At 30.1% G+C, this 24,932-nt stretch carries 25 protein-coding genes; 8 read left to right on the top strand and 17 right to left on the bottom strand.

Annotated features, from left to right (window positions below; all coding sequences use genetic code 11):
• Positions 1-22 precede the first annotated feature (22 nt).
• Both EV195_RS08820 and EV195_RS08815 read left to right on the top strand, forming a co-directional pair.
• Positions 23-781, top strand: coding sequence for a DUF6261 family protein (locus tag EV195_RS08820; RefSeq protein ID WP_132794584.1), 759 nt, complete (start codon positions 23-25; stop codon positions 779-781).
• 568 nt (positions 782-1,349) lie between these two features.
• A complete protein-coding gene (locus EV195_RS08815) occupies positions 1,350-1,640 on the top strand; it encodes a GIY-YIG nuclease family protein (RefSeq protein ID WP_132794583.1) in 291 nt (96 codons plus the stop codon).
• A gap of 263 nt (positions 1,641-1,903) precedes the next feature.
• On the opposite strand, the gene hemN is transcribed toward EV195_RS08815, so the two are convergent.
• The 11 genes from hemN to EV195_RS08760 form a co-directional block, all read right to left on the bottom strand.
• Positions 1,904-3,265, bottom strand: coding sequence for an oxygen-independent coproporphyrinogen III oxidase (gene hemN, locus EV195_RS08810; protein WP_132794582.1), 1,362 nt, complete (start codon positions 3,263-3,265; stop codon positions 1,904-1,906).
• 36 nt (positions 3,266-3,301) lie between these two features.
• A complete protein-coding gene (deoD, locus tag EV195_RS08805) occupies positions 3,302-4,000 on the bottom strand; it encodes a purine-nucleoside phosphorylase (RefSeq protein WP_132794581.1) in 699 nt (232 codons plus the stop codon).
• A 517-nt stretch (positions 4,001-4,517) separates the two neighbouring features.
• Entirely contained in the window at positions 4,518-5,183 is a 666-nt protein-coding gene (gene deoC, locus EV195_RS08800) for a deoxyribose-phosphate aldolase (protein ID WP_132794580.1), read from the bottom strand.
• A 5-nt stretch (positions 5,184-5,188) separates the two neighbouring features.
• Positions 5,189-7,558 carry a heavy metal translocating P-type ATPase gene (locus tag EV195_RS08795; protein WP_132794579.1) on the bottom strand — a complete coding sequence of 790 codons (2,370 nt, stop codon included), beginning with the start codon at positions 7,556-7,558 and terminating at the stop codon, positions 5,189-5,191.
• 471 nt (positions 7,559-8,029) lie between these two features.
• Positions 8,030-8,377, bottom strand: a complete 348-nt coding sequence (locus EV195_RS08790; RefSeq protein ID WP_132794578.1) for a hypothetical protein — start codon at positions 8,375-8,377, stop codon at positions 8,030-8,032.
• Positions 8,378-8,392: 15 nt separating this feature from the next.
• Complete coding sequence (locus tag EV195_RS08785) at positions 8,393-9,223, bottom strand: universal stress protein (protein WP_132794577.1); 831 nt, start codon at positions 9,221-9,223, stop codon at positions 8,393-8,395.
• A gap of 33 nt (positions 9,224-9,256) precedes the next feature.
• Positions 9,257-9,547 carry a ribosome hibernation-promoting factor, HPF/YfiA family gene (gene hpf / locus EV195_RS08780; protein WP_132794576.1) on the bottom strand — a complete coding sequence of 97 codons (291 nt, stop codon included), beginning with the start codon at positions 9,545-9,547 and terminating at the stop codon, positions 9,257-9,259.
• A gap of 158 nt (positions 9,548-9,705) precedes the next feature.
• On the bottom strand, positions 9,706-10,584 hold the full coding sequence (locus EV195_RS08775; protein WP_132794575.1) for an RsiV family protein: 879 nt from the start codon (positions 10,582-10,584) through the stop codon (positions 9,706-9,708).
• 9 nt (positions 10,585-10,593) lie between these two features.
• Positions 10,594-11,385, bottom strand: a complete 792-nt coding sequence (locus tag EV195_RS08770) for a universal stress protein (protein ID WP_132794574.1) — start codon at positions 11,383-11,385, stop codon at positions 10,594-10,596.
• A gap of 77 nt (positions 11,386-11,462) precedes the next feature.
• Complete coding sequence (locus EV195_RS08765) at positions 11,463-12,512, bottom strand: response regulator (RefSeq protein WP_132794573.1); 1,050 nt, start codon at positions 12,510-12,512, stop codon at positions 11,463-11,465.
• Entirely contained in the window at positions 12,509-13,756 is a 1,248-nt protein-coding gene (locus EV195_RS08760; protein ID WP_132794572.1) for a PAS domain-containing sensor histidine kinase, read from the bottom strand. Before EV195_RS08760 ends, EV195_RS08765 begins: the two co-directional genes overlap by 4 nt.
• 111 nt (positions 13,757-13,867) lie before the next feature.
• On the opposite strand from EV195_RS08760, the gene EV195_RS08755 reads away from it, so the two are divergent.
• Together EV195_RS08755 and EV195_RS08750 are read left to right on the top strand one after the other, a co-directional pair.
• Complete coding sequence (locus EV195_RS08755; RefSeq protein WP_132794571.1) at positions 13,868-14,278, top strand: hypothetical protein; 411 nt, start codon at positions 13,868-13,870, stop codon at positions 14,276-14,278.
• An 18-nt stretch (positions 14,279-14,296) separates the two neighbouring features.
• Positions 14,297-14,761 (top strand): hypothetical protein, encoded by a 465-nt coding sequence (locus EV195_RS08750; RefSeq protein ID WP_132794570.1) that lies wholly within the window; start codon positions 14,297-14,299, stop codon positions 14,759-14,761.
• A gap of 70 nt (positions 14,762-14,831) precedes the next feature.
• On the opposite strand, the gene EV195_RS08745 is transcribed toward EV195_RS08750, so the two are convergent.
• A complete protein-coding gene (locus tag EV195_RS08745; RefSeq protein WP_132794569.1) occupies positions 14,832-15,161 on the bottom strand; it encodes a hypothetical protein in 330 nt (109 codons plus the stop codon).
• A 58-nt stretch (positions 15,162-15,219) separates the two neighbouring features.
• Positions 15,220-16,065 carry a universal stress protein gene (locus EV195_RS08740; protein ID WP_132794568.1) on the bottom strand — a complete coding sequence of 282 codons (846 nt, stop codon included), beginning with the start codon at positions 16,063-16,065 and terminating at the stop codon, positions 15,220-15,222.
• A 209-nt stretch (positions 16,066-16,274) separates the two neighbouring features.
• On the opposite strand from EV195_RS08740, the gene EV195_RS08735 reads away from it, so the two are divergent.
• From EV195_RS08735 to EV195_RS08725, 3 genes are all read left to right on the top strand, one after another.
• The gene (locus tag EV195_RS08735; RefSeq protein WP_132794567.1) at positions 16,275-16,622 is read left to right on the top strand and encodes a hypothetical protein; all 348 of its coding nucleotides are present in this window, start codon (positions 16,275-16,277) and stop codon (positions 16,620-16,622) included.
• A gap of 7 nt (positions 16,623-16,629) precedes the next feature.
• Entirely contained in the window at positions 16,630-17,268 is a 639-nt protein-coding gene (locus tag EV195_RS08730) for a hypothetical protein (protein ID WP_132794566.1), read from the top strand.
• A 328-nt stretch (positions 17,269-17,596) separates the two neighbouring features.
• Complete coding sequence (locus tag EV195_RS08725) at positions 17,597-18,958, top strand: TlpA family protein disulfide reductase (RefSeq protein ID WP_132794565.1); 1,362 nt, start codon at positions 17,597-17,599, stop codon at positions 18,956-18,958.
• An 83-nt stretch (positions 18,959-19,041) separates the two neighbouring features.
• On the opposite strand, the gene EV195_RS08720 is transcribed toward EV195_RS08725, so the two are convergent.
• The 3 genes from EV195_RS08720 to EV195_RS08710 all read right to left on the bottom strand — a co-directional run bounded on the left by EV195_RS08720 (position 19,042) and on the right by EV195_RS08710 (position 23,011).
• A complete protein-coding gene (locus tag EV195_RS08720) occupies positions 19,042-19,383 on the bottom strand; it encodes a hypothetical protein (RefSeq protein WP_132794564.1) in 342 nt (113 codons plus the stop codon).
• Positions 19,384-19,518: 135 nt separating this feature from the next.
• Positions 19,519-20,127 (bottom strand): response regulator, encoded by a 609-nt coding sequence (locus EV195_RS08715; protein WP_132794563.1) that lies wholly within the window; start codon positions 20,125-20,127, stop codon positions 19,519-19,521.
• 4 nt (positions 20,128-20,131) lie between these two features.
• Positions 20,132-23,011 carry a ligand-binding sensor domain-containing protein gene (locus tag EV195_RS08710; protein WP_132794562.1) on the bottom strand — a complete coding sequence of 960 codons (2,880 nt, stop codon included), beginning with the start codon at positions 23,009-23,011 and terminating at the stop codon, positions 20,132-20,134.
• A gap of 418 nt (positions 23,012-23,429) precedes the next feature.
• Between EV195_RS08710 and EV195_RS08705 the strand changes: the two genes are divergently transcribed.
• On the top strand, positions 23,430-24,632 hold the full coding sequence (locus EV195_RS08705; protein ID WP_132794561.1) for a hypothetical protein: 1,203 nt from the start codon (positions 23,430-23,432) through the stop codon (positions 24,630-24,632).
• A gap of 108 nt (positions 24,633-24,740) precedes the next feature.
• Here the strand turns inward: EV195_RS08705 and EV195_RS08700 are convergent, their stop codons facing one another.
• Entirely contained in the window at positions 24,741-24,932 is a 192-nt protein-coding gene (locus EV195_RS08700) for a YgaP family membrane protein (protein ID WP_132794560.1), read from the bottom strand.

Here is a 24,932-nt window from a genome sequence, read left to right as displayed (position 1 = left end):
TTTAATTTAAAAAATTGTAATTATGACAACACCGTATGTAACGCGTTATCGCAATGGAGAATATCTACAATACATGAAAGATGTTCTAGAATTAGTAAACAAACAAGATGTTGATACCTTATTATTAACGAATCAACGTAATGCACTTACAGGCATTGTTTCCCAAATTGACAATGCTTTTCAGCAAAGTTTAGGAAGCTCTTTAACACAAGGAATTATTGAACTTGACGATAGAAGAGACAAGGCTTTTATGGGATTTAAATCGGTGATTAACGGGTTCAGCTATCATTACGATGCAGCAAAAAAAGTGCATGCTTTAAATGCGCTAAGCGCTATTGAGAAATATGGCAAAGATATTACCCGTAAAAGTTACCAAGAGGAAACGGCTATTATAAGCAGTTTAATTACCGATTTTGAGTCGCAACCCGAATTGGTCACTGCTGTAACCGAACTTAGTTTAACAGATTGGTTGACCGAATTAAAAACAGCAAATATTGCATTTGCTTCTAAGTATTTAGAACGAGTAGGAGATACTGCAGCAAATCCGCTTGCTAATTTAGTAGAGTTACGTTCGCAAGCTACTGTAGCATATAGAGTTTTAATTAGTCATATTCAAGCACATCAAGTTTTGAATACCAATGCTGCTTATAGTATTATTATTGATGAGATTGATGTATTAACAAAGCAGTATAATCTCGTAGTGGATAATCGTACTTCTTCTGGTACTGATAGTCCGATTGATTTACCTATTGATGATGATATTACTGGTGAAGCTGTGTAATCATATCAGTTCTTCTCGTTGTTTATATTGACCGTAGTGTAATGCTACGGTTTTTTGTTTTTTTTTATAATGATCCTAGTGTCAGTTCGAGTGAAATTGATTGGAACACAGTGGAAAACAATTTTGTATCGAGAACGAGTTTGGAGTTCCTAATTACATCTCGATACAATTCTTTTGCTGCTGTCGCACGTAAGAATCACTCAATGTGACAGTGGAGTTCAACTGTCAGTTCGAGTGAAATTGATTGGAACGCAATGGAAAACAATTTTGTATCGAGAACAAGTTTGGAGTTCCTAATTACATCTCGATACAATTCTTTGTTGCTATCGCATCTAAGAATCACTCGATGTGACAGTGGAGTTCAACTTTCAGTTCGAGTGAAATTGATTGGAACGCAATGGAAAACAATTTTGTATCGAGAACAAGTTTGGAGTTCCTAATTACATCTCGATACAATTCTTTGCTGCTATCGCATCAAAGAATCACTCGATGTGACATTGGGCTACTAAAACCCTCATAACAATCACTCGATGTGATATTAAATTAATAATAGTACTTTTGTTATGCTATGAAAAAATACTTTGTCTACATTTTAAAATGTTCTGATGACTCATATTATGTTGGAGTTACATCTAATTTATCTAGAAGAATTGAGGAGCATCAAATAGGAAAATATAAAAACAGTTATACTTTTAAACGGCGTCCTGTTGTTTTAGTTTTTTACACTGAATTTAAAGAGGTTGCTTTAGCAATTATAAAAGAAAAGCAAATCAAGAAATGGTCTAGAGCAAAAAAGGAAGCGTTGATTAATAATATGTTCGAGGAGTTGCCTAATTTATCGAAGAAATTGTTCAAATAGCATCTCGATACAAAATCATGATACATTTCATTTCTCATGATTTCACTCGATGTGACAAAGGAATTCAACTGTCAGTTCGAGTGAAATTGATTGGAACGCAGTGAAAACAATTTTGTATCGAGAACGAGTTTTGTATTCCAAATTACATCTCGATACAAAATCATGATACATTTCATTTCTCATGATTTAACTCGATGTGACAATTCGTAATTAAAAATTCATAATTGATACTGAAAATCCCGAAACTTCGGGACAGAATAAACCTATATCGTCATAGAAAACAACTTTGTCTCGGGTTGTTTACGTTGTAATCGCATATCAAAAGCCATGCAAATATTTCTTATAAATGGACGTGCTTCTTTTCGTACTTGAATGGAATCATTCTTGATATCAATAAGTTTATCTGCCGCGATTTCTTCCAATAAATTTAAAGATTTTGGTAGTTCTGTGAACATCTCATTTTCTTGTTTCCAATCTGTTTGAAAATGACACATAATGTTTAAAATATGCTTGCGAATTACTAAATCTTCCTCATTTAATATATGTCCACGAAATACAGGAATTTCTCCTTGTTCTACCAACGATTGATACTCCTTTACCGTTTTTACATTTTGAGCAAATCCGTACCAAGAATCGCTAATAGATGACATTCCTAAACCAATCATTAATTGCGTTTTGCTAGAGGTATATCCCATGAAATTACGATGCAAGGTTTGCTCTTCTGTAGCTTTGTATAAAGAATCCGATGGTAAGGCAAAATGATCCATTCCGATTTCGTGATAACCAATATCTGTTAACAGCTGTTTACCCAATTCATACAACGCACGTTTCTCATCATCTTTCGGTAAATGCTCTTCACTAAATCCGCGTTGCCCAACTCCTTTTACCCAAGGCACATGTGCGTAACTGTAAAACGAAATACGATCAGGTAATAATTCCTTGGTTTTTAAAATGGTATCGGTAATGCTTTCACGCGTTTGAAATGGTAATCCGAAGATTAAATCGTGACTTACCGAAGTATATCCAATTTCTCTTGCCCATTCTGTAACCAATTGCACTTGCTGGTAGGACTGAATCCTATGAATGGCTTTTTGAACTTGAGGATTGTAATCTTGTACTCCATAACTCACACGAGTGAATCCAACATCATACAAAGCTTGTAATTGTTCTTTGGTTGTGTTGTTCGGATGTCCTTCAAAACTAAATTCAAAATCTGGATGTTTGATACTTTCTTCTAACAATCCGTTCATTAATTTTTGCAGTTGACTGCTTGCAAAAAATGTCGGAGTTCCACCACCTAAATGAATTTCTTTAATTACAGGAGCTTCATTCATATAAGCTTTGTACAAATCCCATTCTTTTAACAGAGTGTTGATGTATGGTTCTTCTACTTCGTGGCGTTTGGTAATGTGTTTATGACAGGCACAAAACGTACATAAACTTTCGCAAAAAGGTAAATGAATATATAAACTAATTCCTTCTTTTGTATTGCTCTCTTTAAACGATAGTTTGAAACTTTCAATCCATTTTTCTTTTGAAAACGTAGTTTCATCCCAATAGGGAACGGTTGGATAACTAGTGTAACGTGGGCCTGGAATATTATATTTTTGAATTAGTGATTTCATGTGAATTATATCTTTTTGTTTGCTTTTTTGTTGAACTCACGCCAATTCCAAAGCAATCTCAATCATTTCTTTAAAGGTTTGTTCTCGTTCGTCTGCCGTGGTTCTTTCTTTTGTAACCAAGCTATCCGAAATTGTTAAAATACTAAGTGCATTTACTTTGTGTTTCGCCGCAACTGTGTATAATCCGTTGGTTTCCATTTCAACACACAACACACCATAAGCTGCCCACTTTTTATAGCTTTCAAATTCATCCGCGTAAAACTCATCTGAACTTAAAATATTCCCTGCTTTTAGGGGAATTCCTTTTTCTTTAGCTACTTCTATCGCTTTTTGAAACAATTCAAAACTAGCTGTTGGCGCAAAATCAGCTCCGTTAAATCGAATGGTGTTTAATCCGGAGTTTGTAGAAGCCGCCATGGCAATTACGATATCACGAATCTTAACTTCCTTTTGATACGAACCTGCCGAACCAACTCGAATTAAGTTTTTCACTCCGTAATCATTAATAAGTTCATGCGCATAAATTAAGGCAGAAGGAATTCCCATTCCTGTTCCTTGTACAGAAATTCGTTTTCCGTTATAGGTTCCTGTAAATCCTAACATTCCGCGTACATCATTATAGCAAACTGGATTTTCTAAAAAAGTTTCAGCAATCCATTTTGCTCTCATCGGATCACCTGGTAACAATACTGTTTCTGCGATGTCTCCTTTTTTTGCTTCTATATGTACGCTCATTTTTATTTGTTTTTTTGTTGGTTTATAGATTGCTCTTATTATGTCATTACGAATGAAATTGATAAGGAATACCGAAATCAATTTTATATCGAGAACTAATTCCGAAATCCTGAACACTTCTCGATACATTTTGCCTTTCAGTCAAAATACTCGAAGTGACAGAATCAAACTTAGATCCTTAGAATTCCTTATTGTTATCTAGAACACTTAAATGTCAGTTCGAGTGAAATTGATAAGGGTAACCGAAATCAATTTTATATCAGAAACTAGCTTCGAACTCCCAAACACTTCTCGATACATTTTGCCTTTCAGTCAAAATACTCGAAGTGACAAAATCAAACTTAAATCCTTCGAATTCCTTAGTATTATTTAGAAAACTTAAATGTCAGTTCGAGTGAAATTGATAAGGGTAACCGAAATCAATTTTATATCGAGAACTAATTCTGAACTCCTGAACACCTATCGATACAATCTTTATTCTCTTACGTTCATAAAACTCACTCGAGGTGACAATAAATTAATACCCTTTTGAATCCGAAACTCCTGAAGTAACTAACGCAACACCTGATGATGTTCCTAATCGAGTTACTCCCATTTCAATATACTTCTTAGCTGTAGCAATATCTCGTATGCCTCCAGCAGCTTTAATTTGAACTTTATCTTTTACTACCTCTTTCATTAATTGAACATCCTCGAAAATTGCGCCGCCAGTTCCAAATCCTGTGGATGTTTTGATAAAGTCTGCACCCGCATTTAAGGCTAATTCACTCACTTTTTTAATTTGTTCTTTCGATAGGTAACAGTTCTCAAAAATGACTTTCAGAATGTTCCCTCCAATTGCTTCTTTAATCAAATAAATTTCTTTTTCTACATACTCATAATCACCTTCTAGTAGTTTTCCTACATTGATAACCATATCAATTTCTGATGCCCCGTTTTCAATACAATTCTTTGCTTCAAACAACTTTGCCTCGGTAGTCATAGCTCCTAATGGGAAACCGATAACCGCGGCTACTTTCACGTTAGTTCCTGCTAATTCTTCAGCGGCTAATTCTACATAAGAACCGTTCACGCAAACTGCATAAAAATTATATTGTTTTGCTTCTGCGCAAAGTGTTATAATTTCTGATTCTGTTGCTGTAGCTTTAAGTAGCGTATGATCGATATATTTATGTATTTCCATATTCATTATTTGATTTTTCTTCCTAAAATATTTGTTGCAATGGTAGTAAATACTACAATACTAATTGAACTTAACGGCATTAAAATTGCCGCAATAACTGGAGATAATTGTCCGGTTACCGCAAAGTACAACCCGATAATATTGTAAAATATAGAAATAATAAAACAATAATGAATAATTTGAACAGCTTGTTTTGATGCTTTTATAAAAGCAGGCAATTGCTCAAATTTCTTCCCATCTAAAATAGCATCGCAAGCTGGTGAAAACACGTTGATATCTTCAGAAATAGCAATACCCACATCACTCTGTTGCAAAGCTCCTGCATCATTCAATCCATCACCAATCATGGCTACTTTCTTTTCATCTTGTTGCAACGCAGCGATGTATTTTAATTTATCTTCTGGTTTTTGATTGAAAACTAACTTGGTATCCTTTGTTAGCAATGCTCCTAATCGTTTTTGTTCTCCATCATTATCACCAGAAACAACTGACAAATCGTACGAAGAAAACTCATTAAACACTTTATCTACATCTTTTCGATAGCTATTCTTCAAAGTAAACTTTCCCTTGTATCCGTTTTGCATACTTACATGCACCGAAGTATCTGTATTCTGATTCCCTTCATTCTTCACAAAAGGAGCAGAACCAACTTTTACCAAGGTATGTTCTACAACCGCTTCAATTCCTTTTCCTACATGTTCTTTTACTATTTTTGGAACTACCGTTTCTACGGTGGTTAGAGAATTATATATCGTTCTACTTAACGGATGATTTGAGGTTCGTAAAGTCGATTTTAATTGTACTTTTTCTTCAGTATTCAATTCAGTTCCTTCATAACGAATTGCTGTATCTTTATTGGTTGTTAATGTTCCTGTTTTATCAAAAACCAACGCATTTATTTCTGCCAAACGTTCTATGACTGATGCATTTTTTAAATAGAACTTTCGCTTTCCGAAAATATGCAACATATTTCCTAATGTAAACGGAGCAGCCAAGGCAATTGCACAAGGACAAGCTATGATTAATACCGCCGTAAACACATTTAGTACTTTTGCAGAATCAACTACAAACCAATATAAACTCGCCAATAAAGCAATTGACAATACTATTATTGTAAAGTTTTTGCTGATTTTATTAGTAATACTTGTGTATGATGAAAGTTTGTCTTTTTTAAAAACATCGTTACTCCATAATTGCGTTAAGTAACTTTGTTCTACCGCATGCATGGCTTCAATTTCAATGGCACCTGAAACCTGTTTTCCACCTGCGAATAATTTATCTCCCGATTGTTTTGCTATCGGAACAGCTTCACCTGTTACAAAACTATAATCAATCTCGGTATGTTTACTCATTAGCACACTATCTACCGGAATGATTTCTTGATTACGGATTAACAATCGATCTCCTTTTTGAATATCAAAAATTTGAATATTCTCTTCCTTATTATTCCCAACAATTCTAGTTACTGCAATTGGGAAATATGATTTGTAATCACGTACAAACGATAAATAGCTGTAGGTTTTCTGTTGGAAGAATTTCCCTAGCAATAAAAAGAAAACCAACCCAGTTAAACTATCAAAAAAACCACTTCCAATATCTAGGATAATTTCCGCAGAACTTCGAACAAATAACACGATGATTCCCAAGGCAATTGGAATGTCTATATTCAATAATTTCGAACGAATTCCTTTATAAGCCGAGATAAAATAATCCTGAGCTGCATAAAATACTACTGGTAATGAAAAAGCAAACATCAACCATCGGAACATATGTTTGTACTGTTCTAACCAAAACTCGTTTACTTCAAAATATTCTGGAAACGACATTAACATCACATTCCCAAAGGCAAATCCAGCAACTCCTAATTTGTATATAATACTTCGGTCTACTTTCTTATTTTCTGCACTATAATCTTCTAAAGAAATGTATGGTTCATAACCAATAGAACTTAATAATTCTACCGTTTGCTTTAGAGAAATTTCATCTTTAGAAAAAGAGATTCTTACACTCTTTTTAGGGAAGTTTACTTGAGAGCTTTTAATGCCAGCATGCAATTTTTGCATGTTTTCTAAAATCCAAATACAAGAACTACAGTGAATGTGAGGAATGTACAAGTTTACAACTTGAATAGTAGCATCATTGAATTCTAGTAACTTCTCAATAATATCCTCATTATCTAAGTAATCGTACTTGCCTTTGATATCTTCAGGAGTTGCTCCAGGACTATTTTGTAAGTCGTAATAACAGGTTAAATCATTTGATGAAAAGATTTCATATACTGTTTTACAACCGTTACAACAAAAACTTTTTTCGTCAAAAGTAATTGTTGCTTTAGATTCACAATCGTCTCCACAATGGTAACAAGTTGATTTCATACTATCCGTTTAACCATGGCAAAGATTTGAATTGTTGCAATGATAAACTATGATATTTGTCAGGCTTCAAATTGAATTGAATTTTAGTTCGGTTTTAAGTGATGGAATTCGGTTGCTTGGTAATTGATTCTGAAATAAATTCAGAATGAAATACTTCTCGATACAACCTTTATTTACTTTAGGTTCATAAAGCTCACTCGAAGTGACAAATGAGAACTACAACTTGTCTTTAATTACGAATTCTATGTCCTTCAAAATAAATTCAGGATAAAGGTTCTCGGAATGATAGTTTCGCCTAATGCATCATTACAAATGAAATGATGTAATCTCGATAATTACCTTCTTGATTCTCAAATAAATTCAGCATGAAAAAAGGGTTTAACCCCTTCGATTAAACCCTTTCACTAACACAAAACTATGTTACTAACTATCAACTATTAAAAACTAATTACGTGTTGTCCTAACACTTAACTATACTTTTATTTCTTTTTTAAAAAAATCTTTTACATATGACTTAATTTGATTTTCAGTAATGTTATCTTCCTCTCTAATTGCAATAACTTTATTAAATAGGTTTTTATTGGTGCTTTCAATATGCTTATGAAAATGTTCTAGCATTTCTTCTTGACCAACAAGTACTAATTCTTCTGTGTTATCAACTTCATGTAGTATAGAATTAGAATACTCTTTTAACTGATTCAAATCCTTTTCGAAATCTTTATTATCTAATTCAGATTTTAGCACTACTAAACTCTCTACATCTTGGTCTATTTTTACAATGAATGCATTTTGCCTATCTAACCAAATTCCCGTTCTCATTTTTTATGCTTTAGATTAATTGTTTTGTGGAACTACCATTAATGGTATTTTTATAGTATGCCCAAGTTTTTCAATAACTGGCTCTCTAAAAATCTTTTCAATAAAGCTATGTTCATTTTTAGAGATGACTAATAAGTCTATTTCAACATCCTCAATAAAATCTAAAATCTCATCTGTAATTTTATTATACATCGGCATTACATGAAAATAATGATCTACTCCTTCAAACTCTTTCTTTAAATATTCTAACTTTTCAAATTGTTCTTCAGTTAAGTTTTCAGCATCTGTAATATGCATAATCATAATGGTAGCATTGTGTAATTCTGCTAAAAACTTTACCTCTTCAATAATTTTAGGAGATATTACTTTTAAATCGGTAGGAAAACCAATTTTTTTAATTTTTTGGAACTCTATTTCGTCTGGCACAATTAAAGTGGCACAATCTTCTGATTTATTTATAACATTTACCGCATTACTTCCAAAAAGCATAGTGCGCAAACCGGTCATTCCTTTAGTTCCCATGACTACTAAATCGATATTATGCTTTTTAGTATTTACTTTAACAGCATCTACCAAACTATCAAAGCTTAAAATTGTTTTTTGTCTATTAGTAAACTTACTATCTGTAATAGTGAAATACGATTTCAACTTATTTAACTTAATCAATGCTTCTTCTCTAATAGATTGTGTAAACTTATGAGTTAAGTTATTCAATTTAGATACTTCTACATCTACAGAATGAAGATGATAAAACTTACAGTTTTCATTTTCAAACAAGTTTAACGTGTATTTAGCTGCATCTGTGGCATTCTTTGAAAAATCGGTAGGTATTAAAATGTTTTTCATTTTTAGTAAGTTTTAATAGATGAGTAATTAAAATTAAGCTGCCTTATGTTTATCTAACTGTCTTTTAACTTGATCTACTGCTTTAGTAACAGCAACTTGATAATCTTCTTCATTTGCAGATGCAAATAAATGTAGTCCTGGTTGTTTCATTTCAACCTCACAAATCCTTCCTTTATTTTCTGAACTATTTTCGTATTTGATATATACATTAATATCAATAAGATTATTGTAAAACTTAGTAATCTTTTCTAGCTTTTTTAAAATGAAAATTTCCAAATTATCACTGGTTGTCATTTGAATGAACTGAATATTAATGTTTGCCATAACGTTTATCTTTTTGTTTTAAACAAAGCTATTGACAATTTGATTTTTGTGTAATGATATAAATCAGTTTATCGATTTTTTTAGTTTTTTTAATAAAAAAAGCAAGATGATAAACATCTTGCTTGGTATTTCTAGCTGTAGAATTTGAACAATGCTTATCAAACTCCTAGTTCTTCTATTATTTCCTTTTTTAGTATCGGTTTAAAACGTTCTAATGGAATTTCTATTTCATACGTTCCTACAAAAGCAGGGCACATAACACAATCGTTAAAATAAAATATGATGCTATTGTCTTTAAACACAAAATCGTTTTTTGCGTTTTCAAAATCTTCTTTACTTACTGTAAAACACTCGTAAAACATATCTCCATTTCTAATAGAAGTACTAATTTCCATATTGATAATATCTAGTGCTTCTTGGGTATCATCAGTATCAAAAAAATCCTCAAAGTTTAATAACTTCCCATTAACCATATCAAAATTTACCGTTTTAAAAGTATAGTAAGTAGACTTCGTATGGGTGTAATGATTTTCTAAATAAAACAACACACTTAACTCCTTTTCATTTTGGAGAAACACTTTATAATCTGCAACTCTGTGTTCGTTAGTTAATTTAACATTTAAAGTATCACATAACAATTCTTGACTCTCAATAATGTTTCTTTCAATCTCTGGTAACTTTAAAAGATCATTCTTAACATACTCATTAAAAAGCTTGAATTTAGGATTTACGTCTTCTTTTAAGTAAGGATAACAAAAATCAATTATATAAGTTTCTGTCTCTTTTCTAAAACGTCTGCTTTCAAGATATTTTTGAACTACTAATGCATCATCTTTTACTTCTTTAATTGGAATAACCTTTAATTCGTTTCCTTTTAAATATAGAGAATCGGTTTCCATCATTGGCGTATCTACATCATGTACTATAGAATCGTGCATAACCGAATTAACCTCATCTTTTTTTTCAGAATTTGGTTTACAAGAAAATATAACAGCTGAACCGAATAGAATTGAGAAAATTATTTTTGTGTTTTTCATTTTTAAACTTTATTGATGTAAAATTAGGATTGGCTTTAGTAAACTCTTACTAATTTTTGTAGTAGAATTATCTGTAAACAAACGCTCTAAAACCGATGATTCTTGTACCAACAGCACCGATAAATCGATACTTTTAGTTTGCATTTCATACGATTTCACATATTCCATTGGAATATTAGCGATTACCTTATAATCTACATTTGAATGCTCTTTTACTAAAAATTGATCTTTACTTGCTTCGCTATAATTACCATTGTTTACAATGCGAACAATGTTTAACTTTTTATCTTTTAAGAACGGTTTTTTTAAAACAATACGTAAATTATCTTGTTCATCTAACAAACAAAGCACTGAATTTGTTGTTGCATGGGTTACTTCTTGCGGTACGATTAATGTATCCGTCTCTAAAGAACGAATAAGATTAAGTGTATTGCTTCCAAATATTTTTTCTTCAATACTATTGGCTCCGTCAAAACCAGAAACAATTAAATCGATATTATGTTTCGAAACATACTCTTCAACCGCGTCAATAAAACTATTAAAACGGATACTTACTTTAAAGTTAGTTTTGTATTGCTCTTCTAGCGTATGTTTGATGATCTTTAACTTCTCCTTGTTATCTCGAATTACCGTATCATAAATACTCTCAGAACTCATCAAGCTTGATAAAGATAGACTTCCTGCTTTACTAACATTAAGTATAAAGTAGTTTTTATCTTCTTTAGAAAACATTGTACATACATAATGTATTGCTTCCATTGAAGATTCGGAAAAGTCGGTTAAAAAAAGAATGTTTTTCATGGTAAACACTTTTAATCACTTAAATATTACTAGGTAAAAGTATCCATCCAAGATAGGTTAAAAAATGACAAAAATCATCATTCAACTAATTTCAATGCTTCTAAATCTAAAATTTTAATATTTCGTCCTTCAATAGCTATTAATCCTTGTTTCTTTAATTTAGAGATACTTCTAATTAATGTTTCGGTAGCTATACCGGCAACACTTGCCAAGTCGTAACGTGAAATTTTTATTGGATCTTCTGGTTTTCTATTAATTCTCTCTGCAAACATTAATAAGGTATCTGCCGTTTTTTTATGAACGGAATTATACGCCATATCTAATAATTGATCTTTTACATCTGTTAAATTATCTGTAAGTAAATCGACTAATTCTAGTACAACTTTATGATTGTTTTGAAGTACGTTTACTAACTCAGACTTTTTAATTCCAACCAATTCTGTTTTACTAATGGCTATTGCCGTTTCTTGGTACGCTTGGTTTTGTAAAAAAGAAGTATATCCAAATAAATCGTCTTCTTTGTATAATGAGGTGGTTAAATTCTTTCCTTGCTCATTTAATTTTGAACATTTTACCGCTCCTTTTGTAACCAAATAAATGTAGTTTGAGTTATCTCCTTCCTTATAAACTAACTCATCTTCTTTAAATTCAAATACTTTTCCATTATCATCAAAGAAATTTTTTAAATCGTTTAAACTTCTTAAAACTCCTTCTTCTTCTGTAGGCTGAGACGACTCTCTTCTTTCTTGTAAAATTGACGACTTAGCCAATCTACTCTCAATTGCTTCTAATAGTTCTTCCTCTGTAAAAGGCTTAGTAATATAATCATCGGCACCCAAATTCATTCCTTTTCTAATATCACCTCTTTCCGTTTTGGCAGATAAAAAGATAAAAGGTATAAACTGCGTTGCTGCATTTTCAGATAAAGCTTCAAGAACTCCATAGCCATCTAACTCTGGCATCATAATATCACAAACAATAATATCAGGAACTTCTTCAATAGCTTTAGCAACACCTATTTTACCATTAGCAGCTGTAATGACTTTATAATACCCAGAAAGTTCTAGAAGTTCTTCCGTATTTTCTCTTAACGTAACATCATCTTCAATTAGTAAAATGGTTTTCATACTCGGGCTTTATTTGGTAGTTTTATAGAGAAGGCTGAACCTTTATTTTCTTCGCTTACAAATGTAATTGTTCCTCCTAAATTTTCTAAATGACTTTTTACGATATTCAATCCAATTCCTGTTCCTTGATTTAATAAGACATTCTCTGCTCTAAAATAGCGTTGGAAAATATTTTTTTGATCTTTTTCTGGAATACCAAATCCGTTATCAATAACTTGTATTAATGTTTCTTGTTCGTTTTGAGCTAACGTAATAGTAATTGTTGCGTTTTCAGGTGAATATTTGATAGCATTACTCACTAAGTTAGATAACGTAAGTTCCATAATCTTTTCATCATGATAAATTAGGGCTTCATCAGCTGTGCTTTCTACAACAATAATTTGTCCGCTTTTTCTTAATAATCCTAAGTTCTCAATTGTTTTTTCAATAGCGCCTTTTACGCTAAAACTAGAAAGATTGTAATTTACTTCTCCTTTTTCTAATTTTTCAATAGAAAGAAAATCATTTAAAATGTTATTTAAATAATGAACCTTATTGTTAATTACAGACAAATGCTTCTCTCTTTTATCTTGTTGCTCGGTAAGTTTATATTTTGCTAATAACATACTAGAAGTAAGTATACCACTTAGAGGCGTTTTAAACTCATGAGATACTAAAGACAAAAACTTAGTTTTTAATTCATTCAATTCTCGCTCTTTCTTTAATGCAACTTTAGCTTTTTGTTCAGCTTCTATCCTTCTTTTATTCTCTTTATCTAGCTCTATATTAATTTTTTCTAACTCTTCTACAGTTGTTTTTAAATTTCGTGTACGCTCTTTTACTTTGTTTTCTAGCTTCGTATTCAACTCTAAAATTTCAAGTTCTTGATGCTTTCTTAATGAAATATCTACCACTAACGCCATAATGTATTTTTCTCCTTGTATTTCAAGCGGATTTAAACCAACTTCAATGGGAAAAACATTTCCTTCTTTGTGAACTGCATATAAATCTCTACCTGTTCCCATTTGTCTTTTTTCTTTTGTACCAAGAAAACTTTTAAAATGAGTACCATGATGTTGTTTATACTTTTGAGGAATTAGTATTTCTAAATGCTCATTCAATAACTCTTCTTTTTTATAGCCAAACATTTGTTCGGCAGAGGAGTTAATTACTGTGATTTTCTGGAATTCATCTACTACAACTACAGCTTCAGAAACTGCTTCAAAAAGGGTATCAAAAACGACTTTATCTTCTTTTGAAAACATTAATTATTTGTATTTCCAGTAAAGATAAGTTCTTTCTAAAAAATACAAAACTGACTTTTATCATTTCTCATCCTTTAACCCTGCTTTAGTTTTGTAACTAAATATCTAGAAATGAATGCCAAAAACCTAAATATTACATTTTATCAAAATATTGCCAAAATATTTTATGCTGTTGCTAAGGCCGATAATATTGTTGCTCCTGAAGAGTTAAAGGTTTTAAAAAAAGTAGTAAAAGAAAATTGGTTACAAGTTGATGAAACGTTTGATGTTTTTGGTACGGACACAGTGTATCAAATAGAAATTGTTTTTGATTGGTTGTTTAGTAAAAATGCAACATCGGAAGATTGTTATAACGATTTTATAGAATACTATCAAAATCATTCGTATTTCTTTACACCAGACATTAAAGCTTTAATTATAGAAACCTCTGGTAAAATTGCAAGCTCTTTTTCTCAAAAAAATAAATCCGAACTCGTTTTACTTGCGAAACTCAGTGTAGAGTTTAACAAAGAAATCGCGTGATATTAATAAAACGACGTCATGATAAAATCAATTTTTAAAATTAGCTTATTATTATTATTTATTATTACAGGATGTACTTTAGAATCTAAATTTGGACTTCCTAAAAAAGATAAAATAGATAACGATTTATTAGGCACTTGGACAACTCCATGTATCATTAATCAAGATAGCGATACCTTAAAAATTAAAGCTCTTGACGATTTCAACTATCAACTGGTTTTCGATACGAACGAAGTACTAAAAGCGTATTCCCTAAAAATAAAAGAGTATAACATAATCAACATTATATCAACTACGGGAAGTAACAATCTTTTTTACGGATATGAAGTTGAAAAAGACACTTTACGTTTTTACGAGGTAAATCCTGAACTACTTAAAGGTGAGATTACATCTGAAAAAGAACTTAACGATTTCTTTATAGAAAATATTGACAAGGATAATTTCTTTATGAATGCTTGTATAATGGTAAAACCCTCTAATTAATTCTATTTACTAGAAATTAATTCAAGGGGTTAAATTATCATTTTCTTTTATTTTAGATAGCATTCTTATTCTAAAAATCTAAAATCCTTTTCAATCCTATTGCAATATTTCTTTCTACTATAGAAAAGTCTTTATCAGCATTAAAAACCTCTTCAACATCATAGAATAAATTTTGAATTTCATTTTTGGTAAGATTTAGACTTTTAATTGCTGCGTTAATTTTTTCTATTCTTTGATGATGTTTATCATTATCAAACTCATTATGCACCTTTATAAATGTTTTAGGACTCACATAACGTTTAATCACTTCTACTTCCTCTTGCGTTAATTTTTTATCTGCATTCATAGCATAAATAAGCAAGTATGCTTTAAGTTCTTCTAGTGTCCATTTATCTCTCATTTTTTTATTTATTTAGGTTCGCTAATCGATTTTTATTACAAGGCATAACAAAATTCACTTATTCATTTGGTAGAATTAAAAAAGGAAGTTTCGTACGATATCCTAATTTATTAATAACTGGTTCGTTGGTCCAGTTATAAAAATCATCATGTCCGTACTTAATCATAACCAAAAGATCAAAATCTAGACCTCCGACATACTCTCTAATATGTTTTTCTGTAGATTTAGTCTTATCTACAAACGTAAAGTTATAGTTAACACCATCTAAAGCTTTTTCTAAAGTCTTTTTATTTTCTGTTTCCTCTGAAGTTAATGGCTCTTGATTATCAAGATAAACTATGTCTAGTTCAGACTTAAATAGATCACAAAGCATGCTGAGAGTAGCTAATGAACTTTCTTTATACCCATTTTTAAAAGCTGTAGCAAATGCTATTTTATTTAATGTGAATTTATCAGCTTCCTCAGGAACGATTAATAATGGCGTATTATATATTGATTTTAATACTTTCACAGTATTACTACCAAATAATACTTCTTTTAATCCACTCGCTCCTTTGGTACCCATTATCACCAAATCAATATTTCTCATTTCTATTGTTTTATGAATAGTTTGTATTAATGGTTTAGTAATAGCTAAGGTTTTAAATGAGTGGTTTTCTGCTTCCGGAATTTCTGAAATATCCATCAATAAATCATTGAATTGATCCTCTACTGATTCTAGATTATTTTCATACGTTAATCTTCCTTTCTCCTTATTAAGTCTACTCGTAAAAAACGGTGTTTTTACTTCAAATGTGTGTAAAATATAAAAATTACAAGATCTATCTTTAAATAACTTTATTGTATAGAACAAAGCATCTAGAGAATTTTTTGAAAAGTCGACAGGTAGTAATATATTTTTCATTAATTAATGTGTTTGCTCTAATATAAGATAAAACTACTATAAACGACTTTTAGTAACAATGATTTATATCAGCAAAAAGGAAGCTAAAAACCTCTATATCAAAAGTGTTAATTTCTATAAAGCTGATAAATATCATTTTAAAAATAAGATTGTCAGGGTAATTTTATTACAAATATTATTCACAACTCCTAAATCTAAAACGTACTATTATGAAAACTTCTACATCAATAAAAACAAACTGGAATGGTCAAGAATTTAAAGCGTATTTGTTGATTTATGCGATGAATGCTGACTTAACCCAAAGAGAAGAGGAAATTGAACTAATTAAGAATCAAGTTTTCGAAGACATCTTTCTTAAAATGCAAGAGGAATTTAACAATGATAATGATTATGAAGCTATTACTAAAATTATAAGTACTATAAATGATTTTAACTATTCAGAAGAAGAAATCCAATCACTAACTAATCAAATGAAAGAAGTATTTAAAACAGATAACGATTTTTCGATAATGGAAAGAAATTTAGCTCTTGGTCTTAAAAGATTATTAAAACAATAAATGATTCATGAAAAATATCATATTAATTACCTTCGTTGCTCTTTTAACTACTAGCTGTGCTACTACGTATTTAATCCATCAGTATAAAGATCCAGAAACTGGTTTTTTCGAATCGAACAAACTTTTTATCATTGGGTTAGAAGGAGATTTTAAATTAAGAGAACAATTTGAAAAAAGTCTAGTACATGCTTTTGAAGAAGAAAATGTTAGAGCAGTAAAAAGTATCGACTTTTTTGAAGATTCTTTTACGAAGGAGAAGAAAACCATAGAAGAACTAAATGAAATTGAAAAGACCTTATTGAATGCCGAATTTGATGCCATTCTTCTTACCAAAGTTACTGGCACTGAGAAAAGATATTACACCGCCAGTATGCTTCATCAATTTATGACAAGTAATCAAACTTTTGAAGATTACTACTATGGTAATCAGTATGAATATTTACGTGAAAAAGGAAAAAAAGAAGACTATACGGTTTATACTGTCGAAACTTCATTGTATTGTATTTGTCCTGAAAAAGAAAGACAACTTCTTTGGAGAGGTGAAATAGAAGTTACAGATACAGACAATACTAAAAAGAACATTCATAATTTTATAAAAACATTATTCAAATCATTAAGAAACAATGATCTTATTTTAATTCATTAGTATATAAGTTATTCTAAAGGAAATGAGTTAACATTAATACTAAATGAACTAAAAAATAACATGTTAATGTGTAGATTATTAGAGAACAATTAATAATTTAAAAACACATTATATTATGAACGACATTAAAGATAGTTTTGAAAAAATAGTTGAATTTTTTGAAGAAATGGGAGAAGCAGCAAGCTATGCCATTAAACATTAATATATTATAAGAGAGAGCAACTTTACCAAGTTGCTCTTTTTATGATTTTTTTAAATTCGTTCTCAAATAAAAAACTGTACCTTTCGTTACATATTATTATAAACTCTAAAAACCAAACACATACCTATGAGAAAGCTTATGTTAGGGTTACTAGCCCTTAGTTTTGCTTCATGCAACAATACAGAGCCTGTTAATTACGCTTTATTTAAAGGAACCATTAAAAATCCAAATAGTAAGACTTTAGCTATTCTAGATGGATCAAATAATTTTATTAAAAAAATAGATGTTTCTGAAGAAGGAGTATTTTCTGATACTATTTTTAATGCTAATGGATACTATGCTTTTAACGATGGTAAAGAAAGCTCTGCCTTATACTTAAAAGACGGTTACGACATTAGTTTAGCTATGGATGCTAAAGAATTTGATGAAACGATAAAATACTCAGGAGAAGGTAGTGATGTAAATAACTACTTAGCTCAAAAATTCTTAATTAAAGAAAAAGCTGGATCTACTTTTCAATTATATGGTTTAGATGAACCGAAGTATTTAGAAACCATGAATGCTTTAAATGAAGAATTAAAAAAATCTTTAGACAATGTAGACACTCAATTTGCTGAAAAAGAGAAATTAAATTTAAACTATGAGCATATTGGAAACTTATCTAATTACGAATTGTATCATGGATATGCTACTAAAAATAAGGATTTTAAAGTATCGGATTCTTTCCCAAATGTATTAGAAGGATTAGATTTTTCTAATGAAGAACACTACAAGTTATACGATTCTTACAAAGGAATTGTTGGTGCTAACTTCTCAAAAATTGCTAGAGAAAATTCAAAAGAAAATGGCACTTCATATGAAGCCGCTGCAATTGAACAATTAAAAGGGTTAAAAAGTGAGGTGATTAAAAATGATATTCTACTAAATCTAGCTGACCAAGTTAGTGTGATGAATCCTAATGCTGAAGAATTATATAAAGGCATTATGGAAATTTCTAACGATGAAAAATTAAAAGAGCGTTTAACGGCGCAGTATAATATTGTTTTAAAGTTAGCACAAGGGAAAGACTCACCAGCTTTTGCTAATTATGAAAATCATGCTGGAGGAACAACTTCATTATCTGATTTAAAAGGAAAGTATATTTACATTGATGTTTGGGCTACATGGTGTAAGCCTTGTAAAGATGAAATTCCTTTTTTAAAGAAAGTAGAAGAGAAATATCATGATAAAAATATTGAGTTTGTAAGTATTTCTATTGATGAGCCAAAAGATCATGACCTTTGGAAGAAAATGGTAAGTGATGAAAATTTAGGAGGAACTCAATTAATGGCGGACAGTGCTTGGAGATCTCAATTTGTTCAAGAGTATCAAATTCAAGGGATTCCACGTTTTATTTTAATTGACCCTACAGGAAAAATTGTAAATTCATTTGCTCCAAGACCTTCAGACCCTAGATTAACTACCTTATTAGATGAATTAAAAATCTAGTATTTACACTATAGTATATACATAAAAACCACAGTAAAATTTACTGTGGTTTTTTATTTAAAACTTTTAATTTTATTTTAATTTTATTCAAAAATAAAATCTGAATCAGGAATTAAATAAACTCCTTCTTTATGATCTAATTTTACCAGAAATTTAGTTTTAATATTATTATTTCTGCTATATATTGGAGTTAATATATACAGAATTTCAGCTCTAAAATTATTTTTCAGTTTTGCTATTCCCTTAAGGATACAGTCTTTCTTGTAAACATATTCTTTGGTATATACGTTTAAATTATCGAATGAATCTCCCAAAACCGATTCTTCTAAAAACTCAAAATGTAATTGATCTATACTTTTTTTATAGCAGGGAAATTTTTCAATAAATAAGTGTATCCTATCGTAGTAGTCGATGCTGCAAATCATACTAATAGGATTTTTGGTTAATTACTTATAAATATAAAAAAGAAAATTAACTTAAATTAGCAAACAACCGTATTTACAAGCAATTAGGGTGTATTTCCTGTTGGGATTTTATTCGATTTTTGAAAGGATAAGTAATTACATTCTATTAAACTTTTCAATCAGCTCTTCTTTCTTACTAATGTGTAGTTTTTCGTAAATGTTTCGCGTGTGTGTTTTAATAGTATTTACAGATAAATTCAATTCTTCGGCAATGGTTGCATAACTTTTCCCCTTTGCTAATAACTTAACCACTTCATTCTCTCTGTCGGTTAACTCTTCTCGTTTAGGAATTTGAAAATATGAAATTACCTTACGTGCAATATTTCCACTCATTGGCGAACCACCATTTTTTACTTGTTCTAAAGCATTAATGAGTTCTTCTGGTTTTATGTTTTTAGTTAAATATCCAATGGCACCAGCCGAAAGAGCCTCGAAAATATAATCCGAATCCTCATAAACAGAGATCACAACACTTTTAGCTTTAGGGTTTTGATAATAAAATCTTTTAACTCCTTCAACTCCGTTAATTCCAGGTAGTTTTATATCTATTAAAATGATATCAGGATTCTTATGTTTACAGAACTCTAACGCATCTTCACAATTTAAAAATGCACCAATTACATTAAAATTATCCGAAGAATTTACAATCTCTTTGAATGAAATTAATAAACTCTCATTATCTTCTATTATTACAACTTTCTTCATCTTATTACGTAATCTTTCCTTTAAAATAAACTTTACATCCATTATTAGAACTAAAGTTCAATTCGCCATTAATAGTTTTTACTCTCTCTTTCATATTCAACAATCCATTTCTTCTTCCTTTCGCTTCAAAATCATAACCAATACCATTATCTTCTAAGGTAATTTCTAACAGTCCATCTTTATAAAAAACATAGAAAAAAACTTCTGTAGCCTTACTGTGTTTAAATGCATTTGTCATGGCTTCTTTAAATACCAAGACTAATTGTTTATTCCAATAATGCGGCAAAAACACTTCCGATTTAGATACGTTATTTTTGCTTTTAAAATTTATCTCTGAGAATTCAAATAATTTTTCTCCAAAATCATTAAGATATATTTGTACTTCCGATAAGCTATTGTTTTTATAATCTAGCGACCAAACAAAATCTCGCATACCACGATACAAAAAGTTAGCATCTTTATTTATTTGATACAAGTTATTGTATAATCCATCTTCCTTTTCGCTTTTCTTTAATGAGAGATTAGAAAGCATTGAAATACTAGCTAATTTATTTCCTAAATCATCGTGGAAATCTTGCGCTATTTGATGTCGCACATTTTTTAAATCTTCCTGAAGCTTCTCTCTTTCGGTAATTATTCTTTTAAAAACTTTATTTTTCTTTTTAACTCTTAAAAGCTGTTTGTAAACTATTAATAGTAAAATAGCCAGTGTAACTAAAATCAAACAAATGTAAATCCAAGTACTGTTATACCAAGGTTTAGTAACTTTAAAAGGATATTTTTCAGTATAACTCCAATTACTTAATCCATCTTTATATCTAAATGATAAGGTATAATTTCCTTCCTCTAAATTTTGTAAGTTAATTTTATCACTCAGAAGATCGGTCCAACTATCTTGGTTCAATTGAAATTGGATTTTTATGGTATTCGGATTGATATAGTTAATAGGTGTGACTAAAAAAGCGTCTTCTTGTTGATCTATCAGTAGCTTTGTATGAGAATTTACATCAAACGGCTTTTGGTTTTCGCAAATAAACATTCCTTTATTTCCGATAACATACAAATAATCGTTATACTCGGTAACTTTTTTTATTGATGAAGATCTTTGACCAAGGTTTTTATCAATATGATAAAAATGATCGTCTTTAAAAACGTTTAATCCTCTTTGAGTAGCAACCCATAAAACATCATGTTTATCTACAAATATTCCGTTGATGTGATTACTAATTAAACCGTCTTTAATTGTATAATGTTTAATACTCTCTTCATTTTCAATTTTATACAATCCGGTATTTGTTCCTAGCCAAATAGCATTCTTATAAATGAGAATATCAGTAAATGAATTGGCTGATATTCCTACTTTTTTATTCCATTTATAAAATTCATGAGTAGTAACATCAAAACAATACACTCCCATAGATTCAAAAATTGCGTAAATTTTATCCTTAAAAAGAAGTGCCTTTCTTACATTATTCCCTAATTCGTCAGGATTGAATTTTATAATTGTATCGGATTTTGTATTGGATATTTCAACTTTATTGTAGATTAGTTTAATCTTTTTATCATCCTTTACAATAAACTTAAACGCTTTTGACCCATCACTTCCAACCTCAATGTTTTTAAATTTGCAGTGAAAAGAAACCCTTGAGTTTGGAATAATTAGGTTCAATTGATTTCCTTTTATCTTTTGAAAACTCTCGGTATGAAAAGGAATTTTTTGATGTGATACTGAATTATGGTCATCTAGATAATATAAAATGTTTGGAGCCATAGTAACCACACCATTACTTAGAGAAGTAACGTCACTTAAATTATCTTTTTGAAAAGATGTATTATCTAGAAAAACATTCTTTGTGTTTAACAATTGATAGATTCCGGAACCATAAGTAGTAATCCATAAACTAGCATCTTTATCAAATAAAAAATCGGAAATAGAGTTTATAATTCCAATTTTATCAGAAATATTAGTAAGATAATTATTTTCTGTACTATAACTATAAAGTTGTCTTAAACCATCCTCTCTATTAATATGAACAAAAAATAGTTTGTTATTAAAAACCTGTATCTGTATTATTTTTCCTGGAGGTAATTTTAGTTTCTTTTTGTTTAAGAATCTTTGTTGATCATAAAAATACAGGGTATTGTATGAAGAAAAAATGGAGTAACTGTTTTCCTGAGTGAAACCATGAATCTGAAGTTTTAATGAATCTATTTCCTTTAACTGTAGTTTCTCTATTTTTTCAGTAGTAAACTTATAAATTCCATTAATAGCCTTTCCTAAAGATGTGTTTAATTCGGAATCATATAAAAATACCTCTCCATTTACTTGTTCTTGATTAACATCATGAAGATAAGAAGTATCATATCTATCAACCTCAACTAGCTCTCCTTTATCCTCTCCCATAATAACAGTTTTCATCGTATGAGATTTACTGTTATAGGAATACAAACCCCTTGTGTTGGTAAAACCTATAACGATACTATCGTTAACCCTATAGATTTTATTGATTTTTGACAAATCTTTTTTGTTAGGAGATTCATTTTTTAGAATGGTATCATTTTTTAAAATATGAATTCCTCTTCCCCAAGTTGCAATAAAATATTGATTGTTTTTAACGTCTTCTACAACATCTATTACATAATTCGATTTCAACCCTTTTTCGAAACCATAAGTTTTGAACTCTTTACCGTTAAATCGAACCAAACCATCATCAGTTCCAACCCAAATAAACCCTTTAGAATCTTGAATTATTTGATAGGTGATATCATGAGGTAAACCTTCTTCTGTAGTGTAATGCTTGTAAACTACATCTTGAGCCTTTACATTAAATAAGTAAAAGAATAGGGCTAAAAATATGGGATTATATGGAAGTGAACTTTTCAAAAAAAAAGGGACGAAAATATTGACAAATATCTTGAAATAAATTCATTTAAATAATTACTGATTAAATTTCTTCAAGCAAAATTAGTGTAGTAAAGAATTTTAAAATTCACCCAAAACGGGTGAATTATAATATGTTTTTTGAAGATATTTTTGCAACATCAATTTGAATATGATGAACAAGAAAGTGTAGTCTCTAACAAAATTACGTTAATTATAGTTTGTGAATAATTTTGTGATTTTTATAGAAGTAAAGTATTAGAGATGTTAACTACTATTTAGTAATACTTTTGGAAGGGGAAAGGTATTACAATTTTTAGAGCTCGCTACATAGGCGGGCTCTTTTTTGTAAAATTTCACCCTAAATAGGTGAATAAAATTATACAAACTACTACTACTTTCACCACAAATAAGTTATCATATGAAATTCCTAAAAATACATTTAGTTTTTTGTCTTTCAATTTGTTTCATAATTAGCTGCAAGCAAAAAACAATTCCTAAAAAAATAAACTACGCTTTACCTTATAAATTTAATTATGAGATAGAACAACAACTTGCAAAAGATTCCATGCCTTGGCGATTTCAAATTGCAGCTTCCGAATACACTTTGAAAGGAAACTATAAAGATGCTTTACGAATGTGGGATTCTGTATTTCCTCCTCGAGAACTTCTTTACTCATCAAGAGAAATAGATTCAGTAAGAAAAATTAAAACTAAAAGTGCTAGAGAAATAATCATTTCTGAAGCAAAAGAAAATAGAATTGTAATTATTAATGAAGCACATCATAGTTCAAAGCATAGGGTTTTTACAAAAGAATTACTAAACGATTTATATGTAAACGGCTACCGACATTTAGGTTTAGAAGCTCTAGGTAATGGAGCTAATTTAGACAGTTTATTAAACCAAAGAAAATACCCTATCCAAAACTCAGGTTATTATACGAAAGATCCTCAATTTGGAAATCTCATTCGAGAAGCACTTCGAATAGGTTTTCATGTATTTGCTTATGAAGATACTTTTTCAAACAATGGAAAAGAGAGAGAAATTACGCAAGCCAAAAATGTGCAAAAAGTTAGTTCGCAATTTCCTAAAGATAAAATACTATTACATTGTGGTTTTGATCATGCCCTTGAAGGTACTCATAAGAGTTGGGGAAAAGCTATGGCTGCGAGAATTAAAGAATTTACTTTTATTGATCCGTTAACTATAAATCAAGTTGTTTATGATGAAAAGAGTTATCCTAACTTTAATCATCCATTGATGAAAGCTTTAAACGTTGAAGAACCAACTGTATTGATTGATGAAAATAATAAGCCAATTCGCTATCATAGAGGTGATTCTTGGAATGATATTTTTGTGATACATCCAAATACTAAATTCACTGAAAATAAAGCCATTTGGGTAGAAAAACCAACAAAAATTAATCTTAGCACTTTTAAAGTAGCATATCCAATTATGGTACTTGCTTATTTAAAAAATGAAGATTTCTCCAATGCCATTCCAGTAGATATTAGTGAATTAAAAGATGAAAATGATACCTGCATATTAAATCTAGAAAAAGGAGCATATAATATAGTTGTTACAAATTCTTCCGAAAGTTATATTTTCACGAAAACAATATAATACACCTCAACAAAAACAAAAAACCGATTCAAATTTGAATCGGTTTCAGGGAAAGCGAAAGCACAATTTATTGCACTTTCTAGAGGGAAACATTAAAACTATAAGTGATTATTGTTTTACCCTGAAAATCTTTTTTAAGATATCTTCCATCAAACACCATTTAGTGATAGATGACTGTAATAAATTGGCTCCTACAAAAGCTGTAAACCATAACCAATTGATATTAACTTTTACTGCTAATAGAATACTTATTAAGATAAATGTACCAGCAATTGCTCTGATGATTCTTTCTATATCCAT

It is taken from the genome of Tenacibaculum skagerrakense (genome assembly GCF_004345825.1).
Lineage (GTDB): Bacteria > Bacteroidota > Bacteroidia > Flavobacteriales > Flavobacteriaceae > Polaribacter > Polaribacter skagerrakensis.
This window is presented reverse-complemented; position numbering and strand designations above follow the sequence as displayed.